Genomic DNA, 20,728 nt, shown 5'->3' with positions numbered 1-20,728 from the left:
CTACTCATCTTCATCACCGTGAGAAAGCTCTAAAAACAAGCGAACGAGCTCATCATCCGGCTCGCCTCCATCTGTTTGCTGTTCATAAAACCGTTTGAACAGTTCATCGATTGGAAGACTTGATTTTGCCGTGGTATCCTTTTTTTCACTTTTATTAAAAACGGGACGAATATGAATGAATCCGTCATGCTTGCTCCGTAGCCTGTGAATTTCTTCAATCGAAAGCGTATCGTTTAAATGCACCTCAAGATCGACCCAGGCATCCTGATCTTTTCCTTCCTCAAGCCACGTATAGACCTGCTCGATGCCTTGATCTGCAACCCATTTCACAAGAGGTTTCCCGGCATTAAGAGGAACTTCCTCAATATGTGCGAGCCCACCTGGCTCCACCTCGACTAACGTAACCGACTTCGCATGACTTGCTTCAGAAAAGCTGTAAGCAAGAGGTGAACCAGCGTAACGCGCAAGAGCGGAGCCTCTCGTAATCGTTTGAGGGCGGTGGAGATGTCCAAGTGCAACGTACTGCGCCTCCTTCGGTAACGAGTTCGCTGAGACGGTGTAAGCCCCTCCTACTTGAATCGGTCTTTCTGAATCCGTTTCTCTACTTCCTGCCACATAGATATGACTCATCGCGATGTGAACCGCATCGTCAGGAACATCTGAGGATAAGTCCTGAAACAACTTCTCCACCCGATCGTCGTATGCGAGCTGAAGGACACCTTCTTCCTGACTTTCTGTTAAGCATTCATTTAATCGTGACTCCGAAGGGTACGGTAGAGCAGCGATCGAAAGCGTTTGTCCATTACGCACTGTTAACTGAAGGCGTTCTGCTGTTGGAAAACCGATGATCGTGATCCCATTTCGATCAGCAAGTGGGCGAGATGCCGCTAGACGATCTGGACTATCATGATTACCTGAAATAATGATAAGCGGACGTTCGCCGTTTTGCGTGAGCTTAACAGCCGCATCGTAAAATAACGTTTCTGCAGCTGCTGGAGGATTGACCGTATCGAAGACGTCTCCTGCCATCAAGATCGCATCCACTTCTTCGTCATCAGCGATGGTGATGAGCTCATCTAGAAATGTTTTTTGTTCAGGTAATCTGCTTCGTCCTTCAAGCGTTTTTCCTAAATGCCAATCTGCCGTATGAAGCAACTTCATCGTATTCACTCCTCTGCTAGTTCATTATGTATGTTTGAATAAATAAGCTAGCCGGACATAAGCCCGGCCAGCATGTTAATCGATCGTAATCGATCGTCCACCATCAAAAAAGTAAAGTACTTTTTCTTTGCATGGGAGATTCCATATTTCATCGATCGCTTTTTCGTATAATTTCAACTGTGTTGAATAACGATTTCTCATGGTCGTTTCAATTTGCTCTTCTGAACTAAATCGGTTTTGAATTACATCTGTCTTATAATCGACGAGGGTTAACCCATCTTCTTCTTCGATAATACAGTCGATAACACCTTGTAAAACGACCGTTTCCTCTTCACCTTCAAAATCAACATAAATCCAAGTTGAATCAACACCAAGACTGAAAGGAACTTCCTTGTGAATCGCTTTTGCGTTTCTCATCTTTTTACCTAGAGCTGACTGCGTGAACTGCAAAATCTGGTTCGCATCGATCGCATCTGTTTGTTCAGGTGTTAATAGTTCCTTTTGTTCAAGACGAGCGATCAAATCTCTTACTGAGCTTTCATCTGAAACACGCGTAACATCCAAGTGTTGCATCACAACATGCATCGCCGTTCCTCGTTCAGCAGGTGTGAGCTTTTTACTTTGTAGGAAGCGAGGGCGTTCTTTTAGTGACTGTTTAAACCCACTAACGATCGTTGAATCACTTCGCTCATCAGAGAACACTTCCCTCTGCCTCTTCACTTCAGTTACAGACTGCTTAGATTTCGTTTCAGTCGCTGCCGTGTGGGGGTACGTCCAACTCAGTCGTTTCACGACTTCATCTCGATGTGGACTACGTTCAGGAATCGTCTCTTTTGACTGAAGTAATTTCTCATACTCTTCTTGCCTCGCAACATCTTCAGATTCCACTTCTGCAAAATCAGCTGCAGAGTGAATCGCTAGGTCCCACCTTGACGTATGATTAAAGACAGGAGCTGGCTTCTTAAGATCTGCCACGTCATCAACGATTTTTGCTAAATCTCGATGACGAAGTAGCGAAGGGCCAATCCAGCTCAAATATGATTTCCCTTTCGAACGTTCAAAATCAGAAAGCAACCATTCTTCTGTTGATGCCCCCGTCCAGGATAAGAGCTCTTTTTCCCACTCTTTTACGGTACCGATCAAATAGAGCTTCTCCTTTGCTCTTGTTAGTGCAACATACAACACACGCATTTCTTCAGCAAGCATTTCGAGTCGCATTCTCTTTTGAATAGTAAAATACGGTAGCGTAGGATACGTGATGCGATTGATAGGGTCGATGAATTTGGAAGCTACTCCAAGCTCTTTATGCATCAGCATCGGATTGACCATATCTCTTAAATTGAACTGTTTTGCAATTCCTGCCACAAAAACGATCGGAAACTCAAGTCCCTTACTTTTATGGATGGTCATCACTCTAACGACGTCTTCTTGTTCACCGAGTGCTCTTGCAGTCCCGAGATCCCCACCTTGCTCTTTCATACGGTCGATAAAACGTAGAAATCGGAATAAGCCTCGAAACGACGTTGCTTCATACTGTCTAGCACGATCGTAAAGTGCTCTCAGGTTCGCCTGACGCTGAAGGCCAGCCGGCATTCCGCCAACAAATTCATAATAATTCGTTTCACGGTACAACTGCCAAATCAACTCTCCAAGAGAAGACTGTCTCGCTTGATCCCGCCATTGATTTAGCTTCTCTAGAAATTCTGAAAGTTTGTCTGCAAGCCCATCCGACTCATCGTCTACGTATGTTTGAAGGGCTTCAAAGTAATTCCCTTTTTTCTCGTGAATTCGAATCTGAGCTAGCTCTTCCTCTGTTAGACCGAAAATAGGAGAACGAAGCACGGATGCGAGCGGAATGTCTTGATACGGGTTATCGATCACGTTAAGCAAGCTCATCATGACGGCTACTTCTGTCGCTTCAAAATAACCTGTTGCTAAATCGGAGTAAGCAGGAATCCCTGACTGTTTTAGCTCTTCAAGGATGACCGGAGCCCAGCTAGCCGTCGCGCGGAGCAGGATGACCATATCTCTGTACTCAACAGGTCTCATGCGCTCTTCTTTTCGGTCGTATACTTTCGCACGCTCTCTTTCGCCCTTCCCCATCATCGTCTTGATGCGAGATGCCATCAATCGTGCTTCGAGCTGCACCTTCTCTACATCTTCCTCCTGATCTTCTCCTTCTGAACTCTGGTCGATGAGATGAACTTCTGGAACGACTGCTTCTGAAGAAGGGTAGCTTGCACCAGGAATCAACTCAGCAGCTTCATCGTACTCGATTTCACCAACACGCTCATCCATGATTTGCTTAAAGATATAGTTTGTCCCGTTAAGAACTTCTTCACGACTTCTAAAGTTACGGGCAAGATCAATTCGTTTTGAAGGGTCGTCTGATGAACGACCGAACGTCTTATACTTAGAGAGAAATAAACCTGGCTCTGCTAATCGAAAACGATAAATACTTTGCTTCACATCGCCAACCATAAAGCGGTTGCCAGCTTCATCACCACTGCGACTGATCGCATTCAAGATCGTTTCTTGAACTGAGTTTGTGTCTTGATACTCATCGATCAATACTTCAGCGAACTGCGTTTGATATTCACGAGCAGCATTCGAAGGGATCGGATTTTCTGGTGTAGAATCCTTGTCGAGTAAAACGGCAAGGCAATAGTGCTCAAGGTCACTATAGTCGACGAGTCCTTTTTCTTTTTTTAGAAGCGTATACCGTTCTCTGAACTGCTTAACGAGCTCAGCTAACGTACCTAGAACAGGCGCCAACTGTTCAAGGTCTTCCACGTACTCTTCAGGAGTTCTCTGGAACAACTCTTCTTGCAAATTCTGAATCGTCTTTTTAACTTTGTCCCTCATTCCTTTGACCGCATCGATTTTGGCAGGATCATACTGCTCGCCTTTACATGGCTTCAATCGGCCGAAATGAAAAGCTTCAAAGCTTGATGCTAAAGTCGACCAGGTCGTTTGAGCGGACGATAAGGCATCGATCACCATCTGATGCTCAGACTGTAACGTTTCGAGGTACGGTTCAGGACCACCTGATGAAGATGCGAGCTCGATTGATTTTTCTTGGAGCTCCTTCATACCTTCAAGCTGAAGAATGACATCTTTCTTTAATTCCTTCACCCAAACGAGTTCATCAAATGCTACTTTCCCGGCATTTTCATACTGAGCGACACTTTCATACAACCATTGATCTGGCCATGGATGACTCGAGGAAAAGTGATACAGCTTTTCGACAAGCTGTTGGAGGTCAACATCGCTCCGATCGCTGCTGTACCTGTCGACTAAGTCAAAGAACGCTTCGTTCTCTCCGCTATACTGTTCCTCGAATAACTCCTCCATCGCTTCCTCTCGAAGAAGAGCGGCTTCCGTTTGATCAGCTACTCGAAAAGCAGGATCAAGATCAATTTCGTAATAATAGCGTCGAAGTACCTCCATGCAGAAAGAATGGAGCGTTGAGATGGAAGCTCTGTTAAGCATGGATAGCTGTCTTCGTAAATAGAGTGAAGACGGATCTTCTTTTAACCTCGCTTCGAGTGCTTCCCCGATTCGGTGTCGCATTTCAGCTGCAGCAGCGTTCGTGAATGTCACGACAAGTATCCGATCTACCTCTGCTTGGTCTTTCTCATCCGCGAGTCTTCGAATGATGCGTTCAACTAATACTGCTGTTTTTCCAGAGCCTGCAGCTGCTGCAACAAGCACATCCTGGTTTCTAGCCGCGATGGCATCCCACTGTGCATCCGTCCAGTGGGAACCTTCTGGCTTCTTAATGTACTCCGTCATCCGTGCCCCCTCCTTTCTCTCTCATATCTCTTAAGATCGTTTCGTCATCTTTTACTGGAATCACTTTGTACGAATTGTCTTCCATCGCCTGGTCAAACTGACAGAACGATCGGTATGAACAGAACGTACACGGAATTTTATCTTTCATTTTGTATGGATCGATGTCTATTTTACCGTCTGAAATATCTGTTCCAATTCTTTGGATCGTCTTTCTCGTATATGCCCGAAGCGCATCAAAATCTTCCGATGAAAGCACTGATGAGTTCTTTGTAAAGTTCCCATCCTTTTTCAGCGCTGCAGGCACGATATCTGACTTATCTCTTTCAATCGTATCGTCCATTAAGCTGACAACGTCTTTATCAGCAAGTAACAAGCCTTTCATCTTAAACTTCTTGAAAAGCTCTCTTTGTATGGCTGATTGAGCTGGTGAAGACGTTTGAAGCATCGGATTATGAACGTGGAAATAAAGCATACCAGCTGCTGCCGCTTCTCTTCCTAGCCATAGATGAGAATAAGAAATCACGACGTCTAAATACGTGAGCATCTGTAGTGCAAGCCCAAAGTACACTTCAGACAAATCAAGGGACGTTCCGCTCGATTTGTAATCGATGACCCTCAAGAGGAGCTGATCTTCTTTAAACGCCTGATCGACCCGATCGATCCTTCCGATAAGCTGCAGCGTAACGCCGTTCTTAAGTTTAAATTGAATCGGTGGTATCGCCTCTCCAGGACCAAAAGCGAGTTCAAGTCCAGCAGGCTGGAATCCGCTTCGTTTTGCCTGCTGTCCGAGCACAGAGGAAGCTCTACCAACGACTTGTTTTAATTTCCTCATAATATAGTGATAGCGATTCGAGCTAAGTAGGATTTCATTTTGAAGCCTTGGCGCGAGCTGTTCGACGATTTCTCCTGAAAGCTCATAGTATTGATTCGTCGAAAGCTTACTCCAATCCCAGTCTCGCTGCTTGATTGTTTCAGCAAGCATGTTTAATGAGGCATGAAAGAGCTGACCGATATCCGGCGCTTCTAGTTTAAAGGTGGAGCGCTCTTTTAACTTGAGGCCATGTGAAGCGAATTGCGAGAATGCACAAGACTGATACCGCTCCATTCTGGAGACACTTGCCTGAATCTTTGAACCGTAAAGCTCACGACTTGTTTCACGAGAAAGGTTTGTCGCTTTGTTTCGATAAAACAAGCTTTCTACTAATCTCAGTTTACTACTCTCCGAATCACTGTTTTCAACGAACCAGTTATACGCATCCCACCAGATTGCATCGATCGGATAGCCCCTGTGCCACTGCCTCAGTTGGCCAGTAAGTCTACCGATCGTTTTTAACGGATTCGTGATGAATGAGAGTTCGTCATCTGCTTCTTCACCAGGTTCAGCAAACTTCAACCCAACCGATAGGTCAGGGAACATTTCCTGAATTCGATTCATGACGATCGAAGGCTGTAGGCCTTTCCCTTCGCCGTCCGCAAGTGGACAGCTCACCCATAAATTCTCTGAAGGTGTTGAAAGGGCGTGATAGATTAGGAATTCTTCATCTAGTAATCTCCGCTTCAAGCCAGGAGCAAGTTGAATTCCTTGTTCTTCAAGCTTTTCTCGATCTTGTTCACTTAAAAGTCCATCATCCTGAAGTTTTGCTGGCAACACTCCATCGTTCACGCCTAGCAGAAATCCACATTTTACATTTGTAAAACGAGTGCGGTCGATGCTACCGATCACCACTTGGTCGAGAGAAGCAGGTACGAGAGCAAACTTCATACTTTCGATTCCAGCTTCTAATAGTTTTGTAAACTGTTCGATCGATAACTCCTGGTCTCCAATCAATTCGACCGTTTCATCGAGGAGAGCGATGACGGCATCCCAAACTTGATCATGCTCTCTCGCCTTCGTTAATTGTCCCGCCTTCTCAGCGTGTTCTTTTAGCCGATCTACTTTTTCAGCAGCATTACAGTTTTCAAGGAAATAGTAGAGAACCTCACACTTCTCCCGTACTGTCTTTGCTTGCTTCATCTTTCGTTCAAATTTCTCTAAAGGATTCGAAACCCATTCCTTCGTTTCGTTCAATCGTTCTTCCATTCGCTCGATCTCATCAGACGTTACGGCTTCTTTATCCTCTAATTGACGATAGATATTCGCCTTCCACCGCTCACCTGACCTCCACCGGTATCCCTTAATTCCTTTTGCGATCACATAATTTTCGAGCTCGTCCATCCGATCTCTTAGATCTGCTTTGCTATTCTCCGTTTCATCAGGGAATAGAAGCTCTGTTTTTACACAGCGGAAAACAGCTTCATACCGCCAGTGGTATTGAATGATATCGAGACTCGAACGTATGAGCTCGATCAAAGGATGATGGAGCATCGTCCGTTTTTGGTCAGAGAAAATAGGAATTCCATGATCTGTGAAAATGGTTTCGACAAGCTCATAATACGTTGACATATCCCTGACCATCACAGAGATGTCTCTGTATCGATAGCCTTCGTCTCGTACAAGCCTGAGCGTCTCTCTTGCTGCAGCTTCAACTTCTGATCGAATATTCACCGCATGGTTAACTTTTATATGCTGAAGCTCTCCTGCATAAAGGACAGGTGGGCGTTCTCCGTAATTTGCTTCCAGATGCCGAAGCTCGTTGTTTTGGTACCTTTTTTGGTGAGTTAATAGCTCAGGGACCTTCACGTCGATCCCTTCTTCATTCGCCATTTGGAGAAGCGTCTGGCAGGTTGTCGCAGGCTCGTGAAAAAGGTCTAGTTCATGGACCGAAGCTGGATTCATCTCGGTGTCCATCGTGATGGTGAACGTGATGTCCGCCCCTTTTTTCATTAATGCTTTTAAAACGAGAAGCTCCTGTGGCGTAAAGCTATGAAAGCCATCCACCCAAATCGCGGCATTCTCTAGATACTGTGATTCAGAGATTTTCTCAGCTAACAGCTGAAGGTAATCTTCCGAATCTAAATAATGGCCGATCATCGCTCGTTGAAATGCTTCGTATACAAGATGCAGATCATAGAGCTTGTCTCGTAAAAGACTTCGATCATCGGTTGTATAGTAATCATCAGCATAGCTTTTAATATGATCTGGCTCGAGGCAGTAGCGCTTAAATTCAGTGACCATATCATTCAGCTGATCGATATAGCCGGTTTTGTCTGAAGAGCGCTGATAGATTCTAAGTTGCGCTTTATTTTCTTCAATAATATGCCTGAGCATCATACTCGTACCGACAGACGTTAAATGTGGCCTCGCCATGCCACCGGTCTCTTGGAGGACTTTCCATGCAAGACGTGTAAAACTGAACACTTGAGCACGAATCATCCCTTTTAGATTACGGTTATGTACGAGTTCATACTCTGACTGAAACGTCATCTGTTCTGGAACTAAGTAGATCATCGTCTCCCCTAGAGGACGTTCGGTTAACTCGCGCTGAATGTCAGTAAGACAGTGATCGGTTTTTCCGCTCCCCGATCGACCTATAATAAATTGAACTCCCATACGTTTCTCCTCCCGTACACGTGTACTAACCCTCCCATTATCTCACGTTTTTTTGCAATTTAATAGACTTCATAAGAAGATACGTTCGCATTAAAGTTTCCAATTATTGAGCGATCGTACCAGTAGGTTTCAGGGAAAACTGTAAGGGTATAGACTACTAAGCATAACTTTTGTAAAGGAGTTTTGGACATGGAAAATAAAGAGATGGATACATTTAAATGGGAGCTTAACCGGATTACGAGAGATATGACAGAGTTCGTGCATAGTTACGAAAAGCTTGATGAATCACAGAAAACGAGCGTACACAGCAACTATCCGTTCGAATTAGACCTTCACGATTTAAAAAACGCATTAGCAAAATGGAATGACACTGTGAACAACATGTAAGCCAGCCAAGCACCTCCAACGAGTGGAGGTGCTTTTTTCATGGAGTGAACATCTTTTATAAGGAAAAAACATAAATCTAGTAAGGTAGCCAATCGAATTCTTAGGAGGCGAACAATGTACACCAACCGGAAATATTGGGAACCTTATGTAAGCCCCTTTGACCCATGTAAACCGATTCGAGTGAAGTCTTACTCCACACCACCTAACCTTTATTTGGGCTTCCAACCTCCAGGACTCGAACAGTTTTCGCCAAGAGAAGCACTCGCAGCAGGAACGCTCTGGAAAGTGTTCTATGACCCTTATGAAAAGAACAAGGAGGGCTAACGATGAAGCACAAACAGCTACCGAAGGAGTATTACGAATTACTCGAAGAGCTTCAGGCTACTGACTTTGTGCTGTTAGAACTAACCCTCTACCTCGACACACATCCGAATGACATCGATGCGATCAAGCAGTTCAATGAGTTTGCAAAATTGAGGAAGCAATTAAGGAAGAGGTATGAGAAAGATTACGGACCTCTTCTTCAGTACGGATTAAGCTACAGCAGCTACCCTTGGAACTGGAATGATACCCCATGGCCGTGGCAAGTTTAATTTGGAAAGGATGAGTGCGTTTGTGGGTTTATGAAAAAAAGCTTCAATATCCTGTAAAAGTAAGCACATGTAATCCGATGCTTGCGAAGTTTCTAATCGAGCAATACGGAGGCGCAGATGGTGAACTCGCTGCTGCCCTTCGATACTTAAACCAGCGATATACGATCCCAGACAAAGTCGTAGGACTTCTAACCGATATTGGTACAGAAGAATTCGCCCACCTCGAAATGATTGCAACAATGGTTTATAAACTAACGAAAGATGCGACACCAGATCAAATGAAAGAAGCTGGACTTGGCGCGCACTACGCAAACCACGACAGAGCACTCTTCTATTCAAACGCAGCCGGCGTCCCATGGACCGCAAGCTACATCGCAGCAAAAGGCGACCCAATCGCTGACCTTTACGAAGACATCGCAGCAGAAGAAAAAGCCCGAGCCACCTACCAATGGATCATTGACCTCTCTGACGACCCAGACCTAAACGACTCCCTCGCCTTCCTAAGAGAACGTGAAATCGTCCACTCCCAAAGGTTTAGAGAAGCTGTGGAGATTTTGAAGGAAGATAGGGATAAGAAGAAGTTTTATTGATATGAAAGGCGGAGGTGGCCCGTTTAAATACGCAGGGAGTTGGAAGAAGAGCGAATGAGACGCTTTTTGTCTCAATCGCTCTTCTGAAACTACCGGAGTATTTGGCCACCGCAGCTAGACATCGAAAAGCGGAGACGAGCGTTTAGAAACGGAGCTATTGGAACTCTTGAAATTGAACACGTTCTTTGTGTTCAGTTGAAAGAGTGAAATAGCGTAGTTTCTGCGAGTCGTAGCTGGACATAGCGAAAAGCGGAGACGAGCGTTTAGAAACGGAGCTGGCACAGCCTGTAAATCTCAGTTCGCCGATAAATCCTCAGTTTCGCTGATATATTTAAAAAAGCGCTGATAAAACCTTCATTATCGCCGATATATCAAAAATTTCGCTGATATCACTACAATTATCGCTGATATCTCTATCAAAGCTCCCAGCGAAATAAGCAGTACACCCTTATAACAGACTTTTTATTGTCCAAAATCTCAATTTATTAGCTAAAATCGAATTTTATTGTCCAAATTAAGATTTTATTAGCCAAAATCGCATTTTATTAGCCAGATTACCACCCTAAAACCAAAACAAAAGCCATGCCGCTTCCCGGCATGGCTTATCTTGATTGATCTTCCATTCTTGTTTTTCTTGGTCGCTGATTTAGCTTGAGCTCTATAATTTTTCCCGCACCCCATAGTAGTCCGATGGCGAGGACGATCAGCACCAATTGCAGTGGTTGGTGGATTAATGAAAACACGTCATGTCCGATGAATGAAACGATGGCGATCATAACCATTTTTCCAAGAAGAACAGCTATTACAAAACTTCTGATACTCATATTCGATAGGCCAGCGACAACGTTGATGAGGGCTGATGGTGTGAATGGAAAGCACAGTAAGAGGAACACCATGCCGAATCCATGTCTTTCGATCCACCTTAGCGTCTTATCGATCTTTTTATGCCTTGTGATCAAACCCATGAATCGCTGTCTTGCAAGTTTTCTTACAACAATAAAAACGAGCAATGCACCTAGGGATGCACCTAACCATGAAAGAAGTGACCCAAACCAAAAACCGTAGGCTGCAGCATTACCGGCTACAAAAAGAAACAATGGCAATATCGGAAGCACTGCTTCGAGCATCGGTAGCAGGATGCCTGGCAATGGACCAAGTGCAGCATACTGGTTAAGCCATTCTTTTATCGTCTCTTCGTTTAAAGAATCAATAATCATTCCCCACTCCATATGGGAATCAACCTCGTTTCATGATGCGAGTGTCATTTAATGTGACAGCATAATTTGCATTTCTTACTCTATATTAAAGCATAAATGAAGATCGATAGAAAGTTGGAAGCTATTTCATTAGAGCTGTATACACCTCAAGATCCAGCGCTTCTGCTTTATCTTTGTTATATGTTTTTTCAAATTGTGGATCTGCCGTAATTTTCGCTCCCCAGAACATGGACTCGATCACCTGTTCAACTTCGACATTGATTTTAGCAAGCTTTAATGAAACGTCACTCATCGCCTCTTCTAAAATCGATGCGTTTCCTTGAATGGAATATACCGTTTCTAACCCGATGATGGTTAACACGACACCCTTGTTACCTTTTACATTTTCCACCGTTCTAGAGTTACTCGTCACGGAAAAACGAATATTCTTCTTATCCGACGCTTTCACCCAGGAAATAGCTGAGACATTCGGAGTGCTTGTTTCATAGTCGATTGTTGATAGCATGACGAGTTTTTCGCCATTAAGAAACGATGCTAAGTCTTCTGTTAATTCGGTCACTTTATCTTTCTTTGCCATTCGCTTCACCCTTTCACTTCTACCTCTACTCTTTCCTAAAAGATTAGCACGAATACTTCATAATGGGAACGCTTCAGAATGGGGAGCTTAACAAAAAAATTGCCGCACTCCGAAGAGTACGGCAAAAAGGGGGAAAATCAATGTGAAACATCATTACTTAGGGGGTTTGATACTAACTATACCCGGTTTTCAAATTACAAAACCTAAAAATTTATTTTTTTATCAATTTTAATGGCGCGGTTATCTTTTTCTGTCCATCCACAATGTTAGGAAGGTAAGATAGCTTAACTGTCACTGGAGCTAACGATCTGGCATGCCCCATATCGAGGTTTACGAGAAAGCCTGTATCTGACTCTTCAATATCATAAATGAGGATATCATCGTCATTCCGATCTTTAACGGAAAGAGTGATGAAATCTTCTTTATATGGATACTGACTGATCTCGTTTTCATTAATCATATGTAGCCTTCGAATGACTTCATGTTCAACGGAATCTTGCGCCTCTAAAGAAAGAGCAAGAGCGTGCGACGATCCTCTCGCTCTCATACTGATCCCATAAGAGACTCCACCATAATTACCTGCTTCGACAACACCGCCATCTTTTAGCTTCGTTAACTCTTCGGAACTTAATGTTGATTCAACCGAGCCCGTTTTATCACTAAGAATTCCGGCTACTTCAAGATTCAATTCCTCTTGTAATTCTTGAAATGGTTGCATCGAAATTGAGAAAAGGTCACCATCCTCCTCAACTTTGTATCGATTTTGAAAAGAGTGATCTCCAATCGTCTCATTTACTAAAATATAGGAAAGATTTTTTAAGTCTGTTTCAAAATATAGCTTGTTTTTTGTGTAGGACGCAGTAAACTTTTTAAATGTGATCATCCCATCTCCCACTGGCATCGCAGTATCTAAATCGGCTTCCGCAAAATGAGTTCCTTTATAGCCCTTCTCCATTTTCAGTTGAACATCATCTAATGATAGTTTCTTTTCGTCTTCTGTTACCACAATGTCTTTTAACGTTAATTCTTCTATATTGTTAAGATCCGTTTCTTCTCTATTAAAACTTAGGTTACTTTCAGGGGTTAAGATAACGGCTTGATATAACCGGTATTCATTTACTACCGGTTTTTGTAACTGAATGAGATGCTGCTCCACATACTCTGATTTTTTTTCGCCGGATCCATCTTTATAGCTAATACTTCCGATGGAGAGTCGCGGAAGATCGAACGGCATATCTTCTTCTTTAAGCGGAAAGGAATAAGATAGGTAGATTCCACCGTATGCTACCACCATCGCTTCGTGAATGATCAACTCTCGATCCAAGTCGAGAATCGGAATAGATTTATTGTATGTATTGATAAGGTCGAGCTCTCTCGCTAATTTGAATTGGGGGATCATTTGATTCATTTGAACATCAACTGCTTCTTCAGACTCAACCACATCAAATGCTTTTGAGTTCACTTCAAAATTCTGTTCTTTATTTTGCAGAAAGTTGAAGATGACTAAAAACAATCCGAATGTAATTAATATTGCGACTATTTTAGATAGATTGAGTTTCTTCATACTTATCCCCCTATATGTTGTTCCTTTTAGTTTAGCATACGTTTTGATTTCAACTAAAAAAAAACAGCAGATGTTCTGCTGTTTTTAAGGTTGAATTTCAACAGGGATACGGAATACAAACTGTTCCTTTTCCCCTTCGTATTCAATTGGAACTGCGACTTCAACTTGGTATACACCAGGATCAAGTTCTGGCGTTAGTTGTGCTTGTCCTTCAATTACTTCTTTTGGTGTTACGTCTACTGTATTCGTTGGTTCTTCAGAGCCAAAAGGGATTACAACTTCATCCGTTTTATGCTTTGTAATCTGATAATTCAACATCTCACCATCGATCACTTTAAACGAACCATCTTGTTCACCGCTATATCGAAGTTTAGCGACTAAAGAAACTTGGTTATCGATCAGCTTACTATTTAGCAATCCCCCTACTGGGATTTTTGGTTGTGTTTCAGATCGAGATACGACATCCTTTTGATCTTCGCTCAGAACATACTCACTCGTGTTCATCTTACCGTCACTCATCAAAACGTTTGTGGCTCCGACGATCACAAATACAATAAAGAAAACAATGATAAACGTTGTACCGTTAAACTTGATTCGTTTCATGCTGACATCCTTCCATCCCTTAACTCAATGCTATTAGTATAGCATTTTCTTTCTCTTGTTGGATGTAGAATCACACAAACTTTCTAAACAGTTTGTTACACTAAAAGGAAATCTGTACCTGAAAGGATGTCACACATGCTATCGATTGTAATGGACGTATTGATTGCTATCGGACTGTTTTTCTTTTTACTGTTTGGATTGTACTTAGTCGATGTGTTTCGGCGCAAAAAGTAAATTAAGCTTCTGGCCCAGCCTTATATAATACCGATGGTGCCGGATCCACCACTGATGCGTCAAATTGTGTTTGAATTTTTGTAGGCGGAATTTCTTTTATTGCCCTTACAAGTTCCTCTTCATCAGGGCTATACCCTTTGTTTGATAAATACTCCATGATTTCATGTGTGGAAACTGGCTCTTCAACATTTCTTAGAAATTCGAGAATTGCGTTTTGCATATCAAGTCCCCTTCCTTGTTATTTTAGCTCCATAGTTGATTATTATCTCCATAGGTTCATTACCCATTCAATAAGTAATGTAACCGTATAACAAGGTAAACCCTTCCCATTTCATCTAATTTTCGCTAAACTTAAACATACTAGCACATGTATAGAGGCATGTGTAAGGAGGGAGAAAGATCAGTGCGTCACATTATCCTTTTACTTACAATTGTGATCGCTTTTGTTATCTCTGGCTGTCAGAACAATGCCGAGCCAACAGATACAAATGGGGGTGAAGAAGTGTCTGAGGAGATTGATTTTGAAATCGTCCAAATGAATAATGCACCAAACGATATACAGACCACCTTGCAACAGAAATGGATAGAGAGAGCGACGTTTGCCGTTCCTTCAGGTGATCACCTTTACATCATTATTACGCGAGGTGAAATGCCAACAGGAGGGTACTCGGTCACAATCGATAACATAACAAAAGAAGGAAACAAGCTACTCGTTACATACTATACAACGGACCCTAAAAAAGATGACATGGTGACACAGGCTATTACGAAGCCTTTCACAATCGCTAAGATCGACCATACGAATGCACGAATCAACTTTCAAGAAATTAAGAAAAGCTCCCCTAACTAGGCGGAGCTTTCTAAACCTATCGAAAGGATGAGTGGATGATCGTCTATGAACATAATGACTGCTTTGTCATGATCAGGCAGCACGACCATGCGCTTCTATCAGGACAGCTTGCAAAGAAGCTAAACCGAACATTCTGGCCAGACCTTTCCTATCAATATGATGTTCTCTATGCAATTCACCATCACGACCGAGGATGGAAAACGCTCGATTCGGTTCCAATATGGAATGATGATGAAAATCTCCCATTCTCCTTCATGGACTACCCTCTTCCGATCAAACTTGATTACTACCAAAAGGGAATCGAAGAGGTTTTAAATTACAGCCCCTACGCTGCATACCTTTGCAGTAAACATTATCAATCCTTCTTTAAACAGGCTACTTCGCGAAGAGGGGTCAGTTTTTATAATCATGAAAGCAAACGCCAAAGAGAATTGCTACATGACTTCGAGGTCCAGAAAGACCTCTTTAACTTTCACTTTCAGCTCCTTCAATTTTTCGATGATCTTTCCTTATATGTTTGCTTTCAAGAACCAGGTGTCGCGAAAGAAGACGAACTTACGTGGTTTAAAGAAGGCTTTTCACAGTCGTTTTATTTTCTTGAAAAGGACGAGCGCATAGTCGCTAATTGGGAAGACGACCATACGATTCATTTATCACATCCATTGATTCCAACAGACGAGCGTTTTTCAATTCAAATAAAGCGCGTTCCAAAAGAGCTTGTTCAAAAAGATGGGATCGCATCAGCTTATGAAGAAACATCTGTTGAACACCGCACGTTTCAATTTTCACCCCCAAAAAGTTAAAATCTAATGAAAAATAGAGAAAAACGACGCATATCCAAGAATTTTAAGCATGATTTCGCTTACACGCCTCTATTAGAGGCTCGTCACATTCCTATTTCCTGCGTATAATTCACCTTGTTTTGTCCGGTTCACCTTTCCAGGGAGGAAAGGAATACGCAGAAAAAGGAAGTGTATTATTTGTCAATTCAACAATTAAAAAGTGAATGGTTCGGGAACGTCCGTGGTGACGTCATGGCAGGCCTAGTCGTAGCGCTTGCTCTTATCCCGGAAGCCATCGCTTTCTCTATAATGGCAGGAGTCGACCCAATGGTTGGGTTGTACGCCTCATTCTCTATCGCCGTCGTCATTTCGTTTACTGGTGGAAGACCTGGAATGATCTCTGCAGCAACAGGTGCAATGGCTGTATTGATGGTTACTCTTGTCGCCGATCACGGACTGCAGTATTTATTTGCAGCAACGATCTTAACTGGTATCTTGCAGATTGCTATGGGAGTCTTGAAAGTCGGTAAATTTATGAAGTTCATTCCTCGTTCGGTTATGGTAGGCTTTGTAAATGCCCTGGCTATCCTGATCTTTAGCTCACAGCTGCCACATTTCGTTGGAGAATCTTGGCCGATGTATCTCATGGTCGCTGGAGCTCTTGCAATCATTTACCTGTTGCCAAGGTTAACAAAAGCTGTCCCTTCTCCACTCATTGCCATAATTGTGATTACGATCATCGCAATTATGTCAGGAAGCGGAGTACGTACAGTTGGAGACATGGGTGAGCTTACTCAAGCACTCCCAGCATTCTTTATCCCTTCTGTTCCATTTAACCTTGAAACACTAATGATCATTTTCCCTTACTCATTGGCGCTTGCTCTTGTAGGACTTCTCGAGTCGTTCCTAACAGCATCCATCGTTGATGATATGACGGATACAGATAGTAACAAAAACCGTGAAGCTAAAGGGCAGGGTGTTGCAAACATCGTTACAGGCTTCTTTGGCGGTATGGCTGGTTGCGCAATGATTGGACAATCTGTCATCAACGTTAAGTCTGGTGGTAGAGGCCGTCTTTCCGCATTAGTTGCCGGTTCGTTCTTAATGTTCTTAATCCTTGTGATGGGAGATATCGTAAGTCAGATTCCACTAGCGGCTCTAGTTGGGGTTATGATCATGGTGTCAGTCGGAACGTTTGACTGGTCATCACTCACGAACTTACACCGCCTGCCAAAAACAGATGCAGCGGTAATGGTCGTGACGGTATTAACCGTATTACTCACGCACAACCTTGCGAACGGCGTACTTGCTGGAATCGTCTTGAGCGCTATTTTCTTTGCTGCAAAAATCTCTAAGATTCATGTAAACAGCACACTTGATGATGCCAATAATCGCAGAATCTATGAAGTTTCTGGTCAAATCTTCTTCGCTTCGGTCACTGACCTTGTGAAAGCATTCGACTTTAAAGAAAACATCGACCGTGTTGAAATCTCACTATCAGATGCTCACCTCTGGGATGATTCAGCAGTTGGTGCGATCGATAAGATTCATGCAAAATTCGTTCAGAACGGCATTTCGGTTAAGTTCGTTGGATTGAATGAAGCAAGTACAACATTGATGAACAAACTCTCTGATAATAATTCAGATAAAGTTGCGTCGTAAATGGAAAGGCACTTCCCTTTTTTGAGGAAGTGCCTTTTTTATATACAATTTCTACAATAAGTAAGTGATACCATAAATCAGTACAGCAAGGGTTGCGATTGAATAATTAAAAAGGCGATTGTCTTCATTCCAATTCTCAGCGTTGAACTTTTCAAAGGCAAGGAGTCGGTAGTTCGTCTCGCTTCTCACTCTCAACACATCCTTTTATTTAACTATTCTGAAAATATCTTTCTTATATTGTAAGCGCTTACTTTATGTTTGTAAAGAATTCTTCTAATCTAAAAAAAGCGCCCGCGTGGACGCTTATTTATGCAGCTCTATTGGTAATTTGATGGAGACGGTTGTTCCAATCCCTTCTTCACTTTCAAACGTAAGTTCACCTTGATGGTTTTGAATAATTCTTCTACAGATCATAAGACCAAGTCCATTCCCTTTTTTCTTTGTTGTGTAGAACGGTTCGCCTACATGAGGTAATTGATGATCTGGTATGCCTGTGCCGTTATCTTTCACTTCAATCATGATATCTTTAGAGTCCACGTAAACGGATACAACGATTTCCCCACCGTCTGGCATGGCTTCTATCGCATTTTTCATCACATTGATCAAGACTTGCTTGATTTGATTTTCACTGCATGTAATGGATGGGGCTGTATTAATAAGCCGTGTGTAGATTTGTACATTGTTTAAGATCGCCTGTGTTTCAATCAATGTCAGCACATTCTCAATGAGATCGAGAACGTTTGCTTTTTCAAAAGAAACGGCTTGGGGCCTTGCCAATACCATAAATTCGTTTACGATCATGTTGATTCGATCGAGCTCTGACATCATGATCTTTATAAATTCTTGATCACTTTCATCAGAAAGTCTTGATTTAAGAATTTGTGTAAATCCCTTCAATGATGTGAGTGGATTCCTGATTTCATGAGCAACTCCAGCCGCAAGTTCGCCTATGACCGAAAGTTTATCAGAAGTTCTTAGGAATTCTTCGGTTTGCTTTCGATTCGTGATGTCTTTACGAATATAAACATATTGATATGGCTCTCCTTTTTCATCAAGAAAAGGGACCACTGTCGTATCGACCCAAAAGATTTCTCCATCTTTCTTTTTATTGTTAATTTCACCTTTCCAAACTTCTCCTTTGGCGATCTTCTTCTCCATATCATGGAAAAAAACAGGGGGATGATACCCTGAATCTAATATCTTATGTTCTTTCCCCATCAGTTCCTCTTTCGAATAGCCAGAGGTTCTACAAAACCTGTTATTGACAGATGTAATTCTTCCTTGCTTATCTGTGATTGATACGAGCGCACTTTCGTCTAACGCATACTTCATATCCTTCAGCTGTTTGAGGGTCTGCTTTAATTCTCGCTCCGCTTCTTTTTTCTCTGTAATATCTCTTGTGACAACAACGAGCGTTCGCTCACTGTCCACTCCTGCAGGAATAAGAGTTGCTCGATCCTCAAGACATAACCATGATCCATCTGCATGTTTTCTTCGAAATTCTACAACAGCTGGTGAGTGATCAAGTGGGTCATTTTTTACTAAATCAACAATACTTCTCTGGTCATCAGGATACACATCGAGTTCGATGGATTCACCTAGGTAATAATGAGGTGGATGACCAAGAATCGTTTCGTGTGAAGGAGATGCGTAAATCACACGAGCACTTTCAACATTCACTAGACTTATGAGCTCTGAGGTATGTTCAGCAATAAGTCTGTATTTTTCCTGGCTTTCTCGAAGAGCTACGGCGGTCTCTCTTTCTGACGTAATATCTCGAACGATACTAAATGCACCATCGATTTTATTATCTATGTAGACTGGGATCGTGATGATCTCCACATCTACTGTAACTCTCACTTCGTGTAAGAGGGTCGTTTGAATTTGAGTGATCTGTCCTGCTAGCGTTTCTCTAAATGCTTTGTCGACTTCTTTTCGATCTTGATGGATGATAAATTCTGTATAATGTTTGTTTATAACAGTTTCACCGCTTTTATGTGCAAACTGTTCACCAAACTTGTTCATATTCTTAACGATTCCATCGAGGTTTAGAGAAAAGATCATACCAGGATAATGGGTAAAGAGAGACAGATACTTCCCGTATTCTCGGTGTAACTCGTGAAGCTGGTGTTTTTCTATGAGAATATTCTCTGACTGTTTGACCATTATTTCCTCCCCAATTTATGGTAAAATCAATATCTTCCTACACTTTTCTACAAGATTAAGTTTTTTCCTGCTTAACTTAAAAAAATCCAACAAAAAAAGCCGTATCTAATCAACGGCTTTTGCACTCGTTGCGTGGATCAACTTCGTCTTTCCACATCTGCTCATTTCGAAGCGCATACAACGTCCAATCATCGTTCCCATTATAATTAATATCATTGCATTCTCGAAATTGAACAATGGATTGAAAGATATTGCCTTCGATCGATTCTATTAATTGATTTCGCTTTGGGTGTTCTTGTATCCAATCAAACAACTCTTCATTTAGAATTGCTTTAAGGTCAATTTTCATGATGATTTCCTCCTTAATTAACCCACACAGGAAGAAAAATATTTACCTCTAATTTCTCTAACCCGCTTGTTACGTAGTCCGGCGTTGCATAAGTGCATTCAACAACCGGTCTAACTCCTGACTGCAGCGAATCGTTTTTTCAGAAGCAAATCCATACCGTCCAGCTATATCGAACATTTCTTTTCGTTTCTTCTCGATGATTGCTTCATACTCATACATTCTGCATTCCTCCTCAATCGAACACATAACCATTATGCCCAATACTGAGTGGAATCAAAACGCATTCGACTAAACTTCTAATTACTTTGCATATAGTGCATAAATTAGACAAGCTTCGCCGCAACTATTTATTAAGAATGTTATAAGAAAGTCATTAAAATTACTTATTTGTCTTATTCCCCAAAAAACAGGAAACCATGCATCCTAAAGAATAGAAGTGCTTTATATGAACAAAACACATCAATTTTACTATGTTTTGAGTACCTTCCTGATTACATAAAAAAAGAACCAGGTGAACAGGTTCTTTTTGTGGTCCCTATGCCGCAGGAGTTTGAATACCTCTTGCTTTCCTGTGGACGAACGCCCGAGCCTCCAAGTGGACAAAACCGGTCCACTCAGAGTCTCGAACGCCCGTTGGACCACGGGAGAATTCCTGTCAGAAAAGGAATCCTCTATTGCATACAAAAAAGCCCTCCGTTATGATGCATT

At 42.3% G+C, this 20,728-nt stretch carries 19 protein-coding genes; 7 read left to right on the top strand and 12 right to left on the bottom strand.

Annotation, left to right across the window (positions count from 1 at the left end):
* The 3 genes from ACXAHI_RS00095 to addB form a co-directional block, all read right to left on the bottom strand.
* Complete coding sequence (locus ACXAHI_RS00095; protein WP_474845000.1) at positions 1-1,161, bottom strand: exonuclease SbcCD subunit D; 1,161 nt, start codon at positions 1,159-1,161, stop codon at positions 1-3.
* 75 nt (positions 1,162-1,236) lie between these two features.
* The gene (addA, locus tag ACXAHI_RS00090) at positions 1,237-4,956 is read right to left on the bottom strand and encodes a helicase-exonuclease AddAB subunit AddA (protein WP_474844998.1); all 3,720 of its coding nucleotides are present in this window, start codon (positions 4,954-4,956) and stop codon (positions 1,237-1,239) included.
* On the bottom strand, positions 4,940-8,446 hold the full coding sequence (addB, locus tag ACXAHI_RS00085; protein WP_474844996.1) for a helicase-exonuclease AddAB subunit AddB: 3,507 nt from the start codon (positions 8,444-8,446) through the stop codon (positions 4,940-4,942). Before addB ends, addA begins: the two co-directional genes overlap by 17 nt.
* A gap of 189 nt (positions 8,447-8,635) precedes the next feature.
* Between addB and ACXAHI_RS00080 the strand changes: the two genes are divergently transcribed.
* From ACXAHI_RS00080 to ACXAHI_RS00065, 4 genes are all read left to right on the top strand, one after another.
* Positions 8,636-8,833: a hypothetical protein gene (locus ACXAHI_RS00080; RefSeq protein ID WP_474844994.1), complete on the top strand. Its 198-nt coding sequence runs from the start codon at positions 8,636-8,638 to the stop codon at positions 8,831-8,833.
* A gap of 114 nt (positions 8,834-8,947) precedes the next feature.
* A complete protein-coding gene (locus tag ACXAHI_RS00075) occupies positions 8,948-9,157 on the top strand; it encodes a spore coat associated protein CotJA (RefSeq protein ID WP_474844992.1) in 210 nt (69 codons plus the stop codon).
* Between the two features lie 2 nt (positions 9,158-9,159).
* Complete coding sequence (locus ACXAHI_RS00070) at positions 9,160-9,426, top strand: spore coat protein CotJB (protein ID WP_474844990.1); 267 nt, start codon at positions 9,160-9,162, stop codon at positions 9,424-9,426.
* Between the two features lie 20 nt (positions 9,427-9,446).
* A complete protein-coding gene (locus tag ACXAHI_RS00065) occupies positions 9,447-10,016 on the top strand; it encodes a manganese catalase family protein (protein WP_474844988.1) in 570 nt (189 codons plus the stop codon).
* Positions 10,017-10,618: 602 nt separating this feature from the next.
* Here ACXAHI_RS00065 and ACXAHI_RS00060 read toward each other — a convergent pair.
* The 5 genes from ACXAHI_RS00060 to ACXAHI_RS00040 all read right to left on the bottom strand — a co-directional run bounded on the left by ACXAHI_RS00060 (position 10,619) and on the right by ACXAHI_RS00040 (position 14,431).
* On the bottom strand, positions 10,619-11,233 hold the full coding sequence (locus ACXAHI_RS00060; RefSeq protein WP_474844986.1) for a TVP38/TMEM64 family protein: 615 nt from the start codon (positions 11,231-11,233) through the stop codon (positions 10,619-10,621).
* 121 nt (positions 11,234-11,354) lie between these two features.
* Complete coding sequence (locus ACXAHI_RS00055; RefSeq protein ID WP_474844984.1) at positions 11,355-11,810, bottom strand: pyridoxamine 5'-phosphate oxidase family protein; 456 nt, start codon at positions 11,808-11,810, stop codon at positions 11,355-11,357.
* Positions 11,811-12,021: 211 nt separating this feature from the next.
* Positions 12,022-13,374 carry a hypothetical protein gene (locus ACXAHI_RS00050; RefSeq protein ID WP_474844982.1) on the bottom strand — a complete coding sequence of 451 codons (1,353 nt, stop codon included), beginning with the start codon at positions 13,372-13,374 and terminating at the stop codon, positions 12,022-12,024.
* Positions 13,375-13,458: 84 nt separating this feature from the next.
* Positions 13,459-13,977 carry a hypothetical protein gene (locus ACXAHI_RS00045; RefSeq protein ID WP_474844980.1) on the bottom strand — a complete coding sequence of 173 codons (519 nt, stop codon included), beginning with the start codon at positions 13,975-13,977 and terminating at the stop codon, positions 13,459-13,461.
* 235 nt (positions 13,978-14,212) lie between these two features.
* Positions 14,213-14,431, bottom strand: a complete 219-nt coding sequence (locus ACXAHI_RS00040; protein WP_474844978.1) for a transcription initiation factor IIE subunit beta family protein — start codon at positions 14,429-14,431, stop codon at positions 14,213-14,215.
* Between the two features lie 183 nt (positions 14,432-14,614).
* Between ACXAHI_RS00040 and ACXAHI_RS00035 the strand changes: the two genes are divergently transcribed.
* From ACXAHI_RS00035 to ACXAHI_RS00025, 3 genes are all read left to right on the top strand, one after another.
* A complete protein-coding gene (locus tag ACXAHI_RS00035) occupies positions 14,615-15,061 on the top strand; it encodes a protease complex subunit PrcB family protein (RefSeq protein WP_270181558.1) in 447 nt (148 codons plus the stop codon).
* 35 nt (positions 15,062-15,096) lie between these two features.
* Positions 15,097-15,864, top strand: coding sequence for a DUF3891 family protein (locus tag ACXAHI_RS00030; protein ID WP_474844976.1), 768 nt, complete (start codon positions 15,097-15,099; stop codon positions 15,862-15,864).
* A 177-nt stretch (positions 15,865-16,041) separates the two neighbouring features.
* Complete coding sequence (locus ACXAHI_RS00025; protein WP_474844974.1) at positions 16,042-17,505, top strand: SulP family inorganic anion transporter; 1,464 nt, start codon at positions 16,042-16,044, stop codon at positions 17,503-17,505.
* A 51-nt stretch (positions 17,506-17,556) separates the two neighbouring features.
* Here the strand turns inward: ACXAHI_RS00025 and ACXAHI_RS00020 are convergent, their stop codons facing one another.
* The 4 genes from ACXAHI_RS00020 to ACXAHI_RS00005 all read right to left on the bottom strand — a co-directional run bounded on the left by ACXAHI_RS00020 (position 17,557) and on the right by ACXAHI_RS00005 (position 20,239).
* Positions 17,557-17,694: a hypothetical protein gene (locus ACXAHI_RS00020; protein WP_474844972.1), complete on the bottom strand. Its 138-nt coding sequence runs from the start codon at positions 17,692-17,694 to the stop codon at positions 17,557-17,559.
* A 114-nt stretch (positions 17,695-17,808) separates the two neighbouring features.
* A complete protein-coding gene (locus ACXAHI_RS00015) occupies positions 17,809-19,671 on the bottom strand; it encodes a PAS domain-containing sensor histidine kinase (RefSeq protein ID WP_474844970.1) in 1,863 nt (620 codons plus the stop codon).
* A 109-nt stretch (positions 19,672-19,780) separates the two neighbouring features.
* Positions 19,781-20,020: a hypothetical protein gene (locus ACXAHI_RS00010; RefSeq protein WP_474844968.1), complete on the bottom strand. Its 240-nt coding sequence runs from the start codon at positions 20,018-20,020 to the stop codon at positions 19,781-19,783.
* A 69-nt stretch (positions 20,021-20,089) separates the two neighbouring features.
* Positions 20,090-20,239, bottom strand: coding sequence for an aspartyl-phosphate phosphatase Spo0E family protein (locus ACXAHI_RS00005; protein WP_270181553.1), 150 nt, complete (start codon positions 20,237-20,239; stop codon positions 20,090-20,092).
* Positions 20,240-20,728: the final 489 nt, after the last annotated feature.

It is taken from the genome of Anaerobacillus sp. ABD4_527 (assembly GCF_056160805.1).
This window is presented reverse-complemented; position numbering and strand designations above follow the sequence as displayed.

Excerpts from the sequence above, each read along its gene's own strand:
- ACXAHI_RS00095 (WP_474845000.1), bottom strand. The coding sequence starts at position 1,161 with ATGAAGTTGCTTCATACGGCAGATTGGCATTTAGGAAAAACGCTTGAA.
- addA (WP_474844998.1), bottom strand. The coding sequence starts at position 4,956 with ATGACGGAGTACATTAAGAAGCCAGAAGGTTCCCACTGGACGGATGCA.
- addB (WP_474844996.1), bottom strand. The coding sequence starts at position 8,446 with ATGGGAGTTCAATTTATTATAGGTCGATCGGGGAGCGGAAAAACCGAT.
- ACXAHI_RS00080 (WP_474844994.1), top strand. The coding sequence starts at position 8,636 with ATGGAAAATAAAGAGATGGATACATTTAAATGGGAGCTTAACCGGATT.
- ACXAHI_RS00075 (WP_474844992.1), top strand. The coding sequence starts at position 8,948 with ATGTACACCAACCGGAAATATTGGGAACCTTATGTAAGCCCCTTTGAC.
- ACXAHI_RS00070 (WP_474844990.1), top strand. The coding sequence starts at position 9,160 with ATGAAGCACAAACAGCTACCGAAGGAGTATTACGAATTACTCGAAGAG.
- ACXAHI_RS00060 (WP_474844986.1), bottom strand. The coding sequence starts at position 11,233 with ATGATTATTGATTCTTTAAACGAAGAGACGATAAAAGAATGGCTTAAC.
- ACXAHI_RS00055 (WP_474844984.1), bottom strand. The coding sequence starts at position 11,810 with ATGGCAAAGAAAGATAAAGTGACCGAATTAACAGAAGACTTAGCATCG.
- ACXAHI_RS00050 (WP_474844982.1), bottom strand. The coding sequence starts at position 13,374 with ATGAAGAAACTCAATCTATCTAAAATAGTCGCAATATTAATTACATTC.
- ACXAHI_RS00045 (WP_474844980.1), bottom strand. The coding sequence starts at position 13,977 with ATGAAACGAATCAAGTTTAACGGTACAACGTTTATCATTGTTTTCTTT.
- ACXAHI_RS00040 (WP_474844978.1), bottom strand. The coding sequence starts at position 14,431 with ATGCAAAACGCAATTCTCGAATTTCTAAGAAATGTTGAAGAGCCAGTT.
- ACXAHI_RS00030 (WP_474844976.1), top strand. The coding sequence starts at position 15,097 with ATGATCGTCTATGAACATAATGACTGCTTTGTCATGATCAGGCAGCAC.
- ACXAHI_RS00015 (WP_474844970.1), bottom strand. The coding sequence starts at position 19,671 with ATGGTCAAACAGTCAGAGAATATTCTCATAGAAAAACACCAGCTTCAC.
- ACXAHI_RS00010 (WP_474844968.1), bottom strand. The coding sequence starts at position 20,020 with ATGAAAATTGACCTTAAAGCAATTCTAAATGAAGAGTTGTTTGATTGG.
- ACXAHI_RS00005 (WP_270181553.1), bottom strand. The coding sequence starts at position 20,239 with ATGTATGAGTATGAAGCAATCATCGAGAAGAAACGAAAAGAAATGTTC.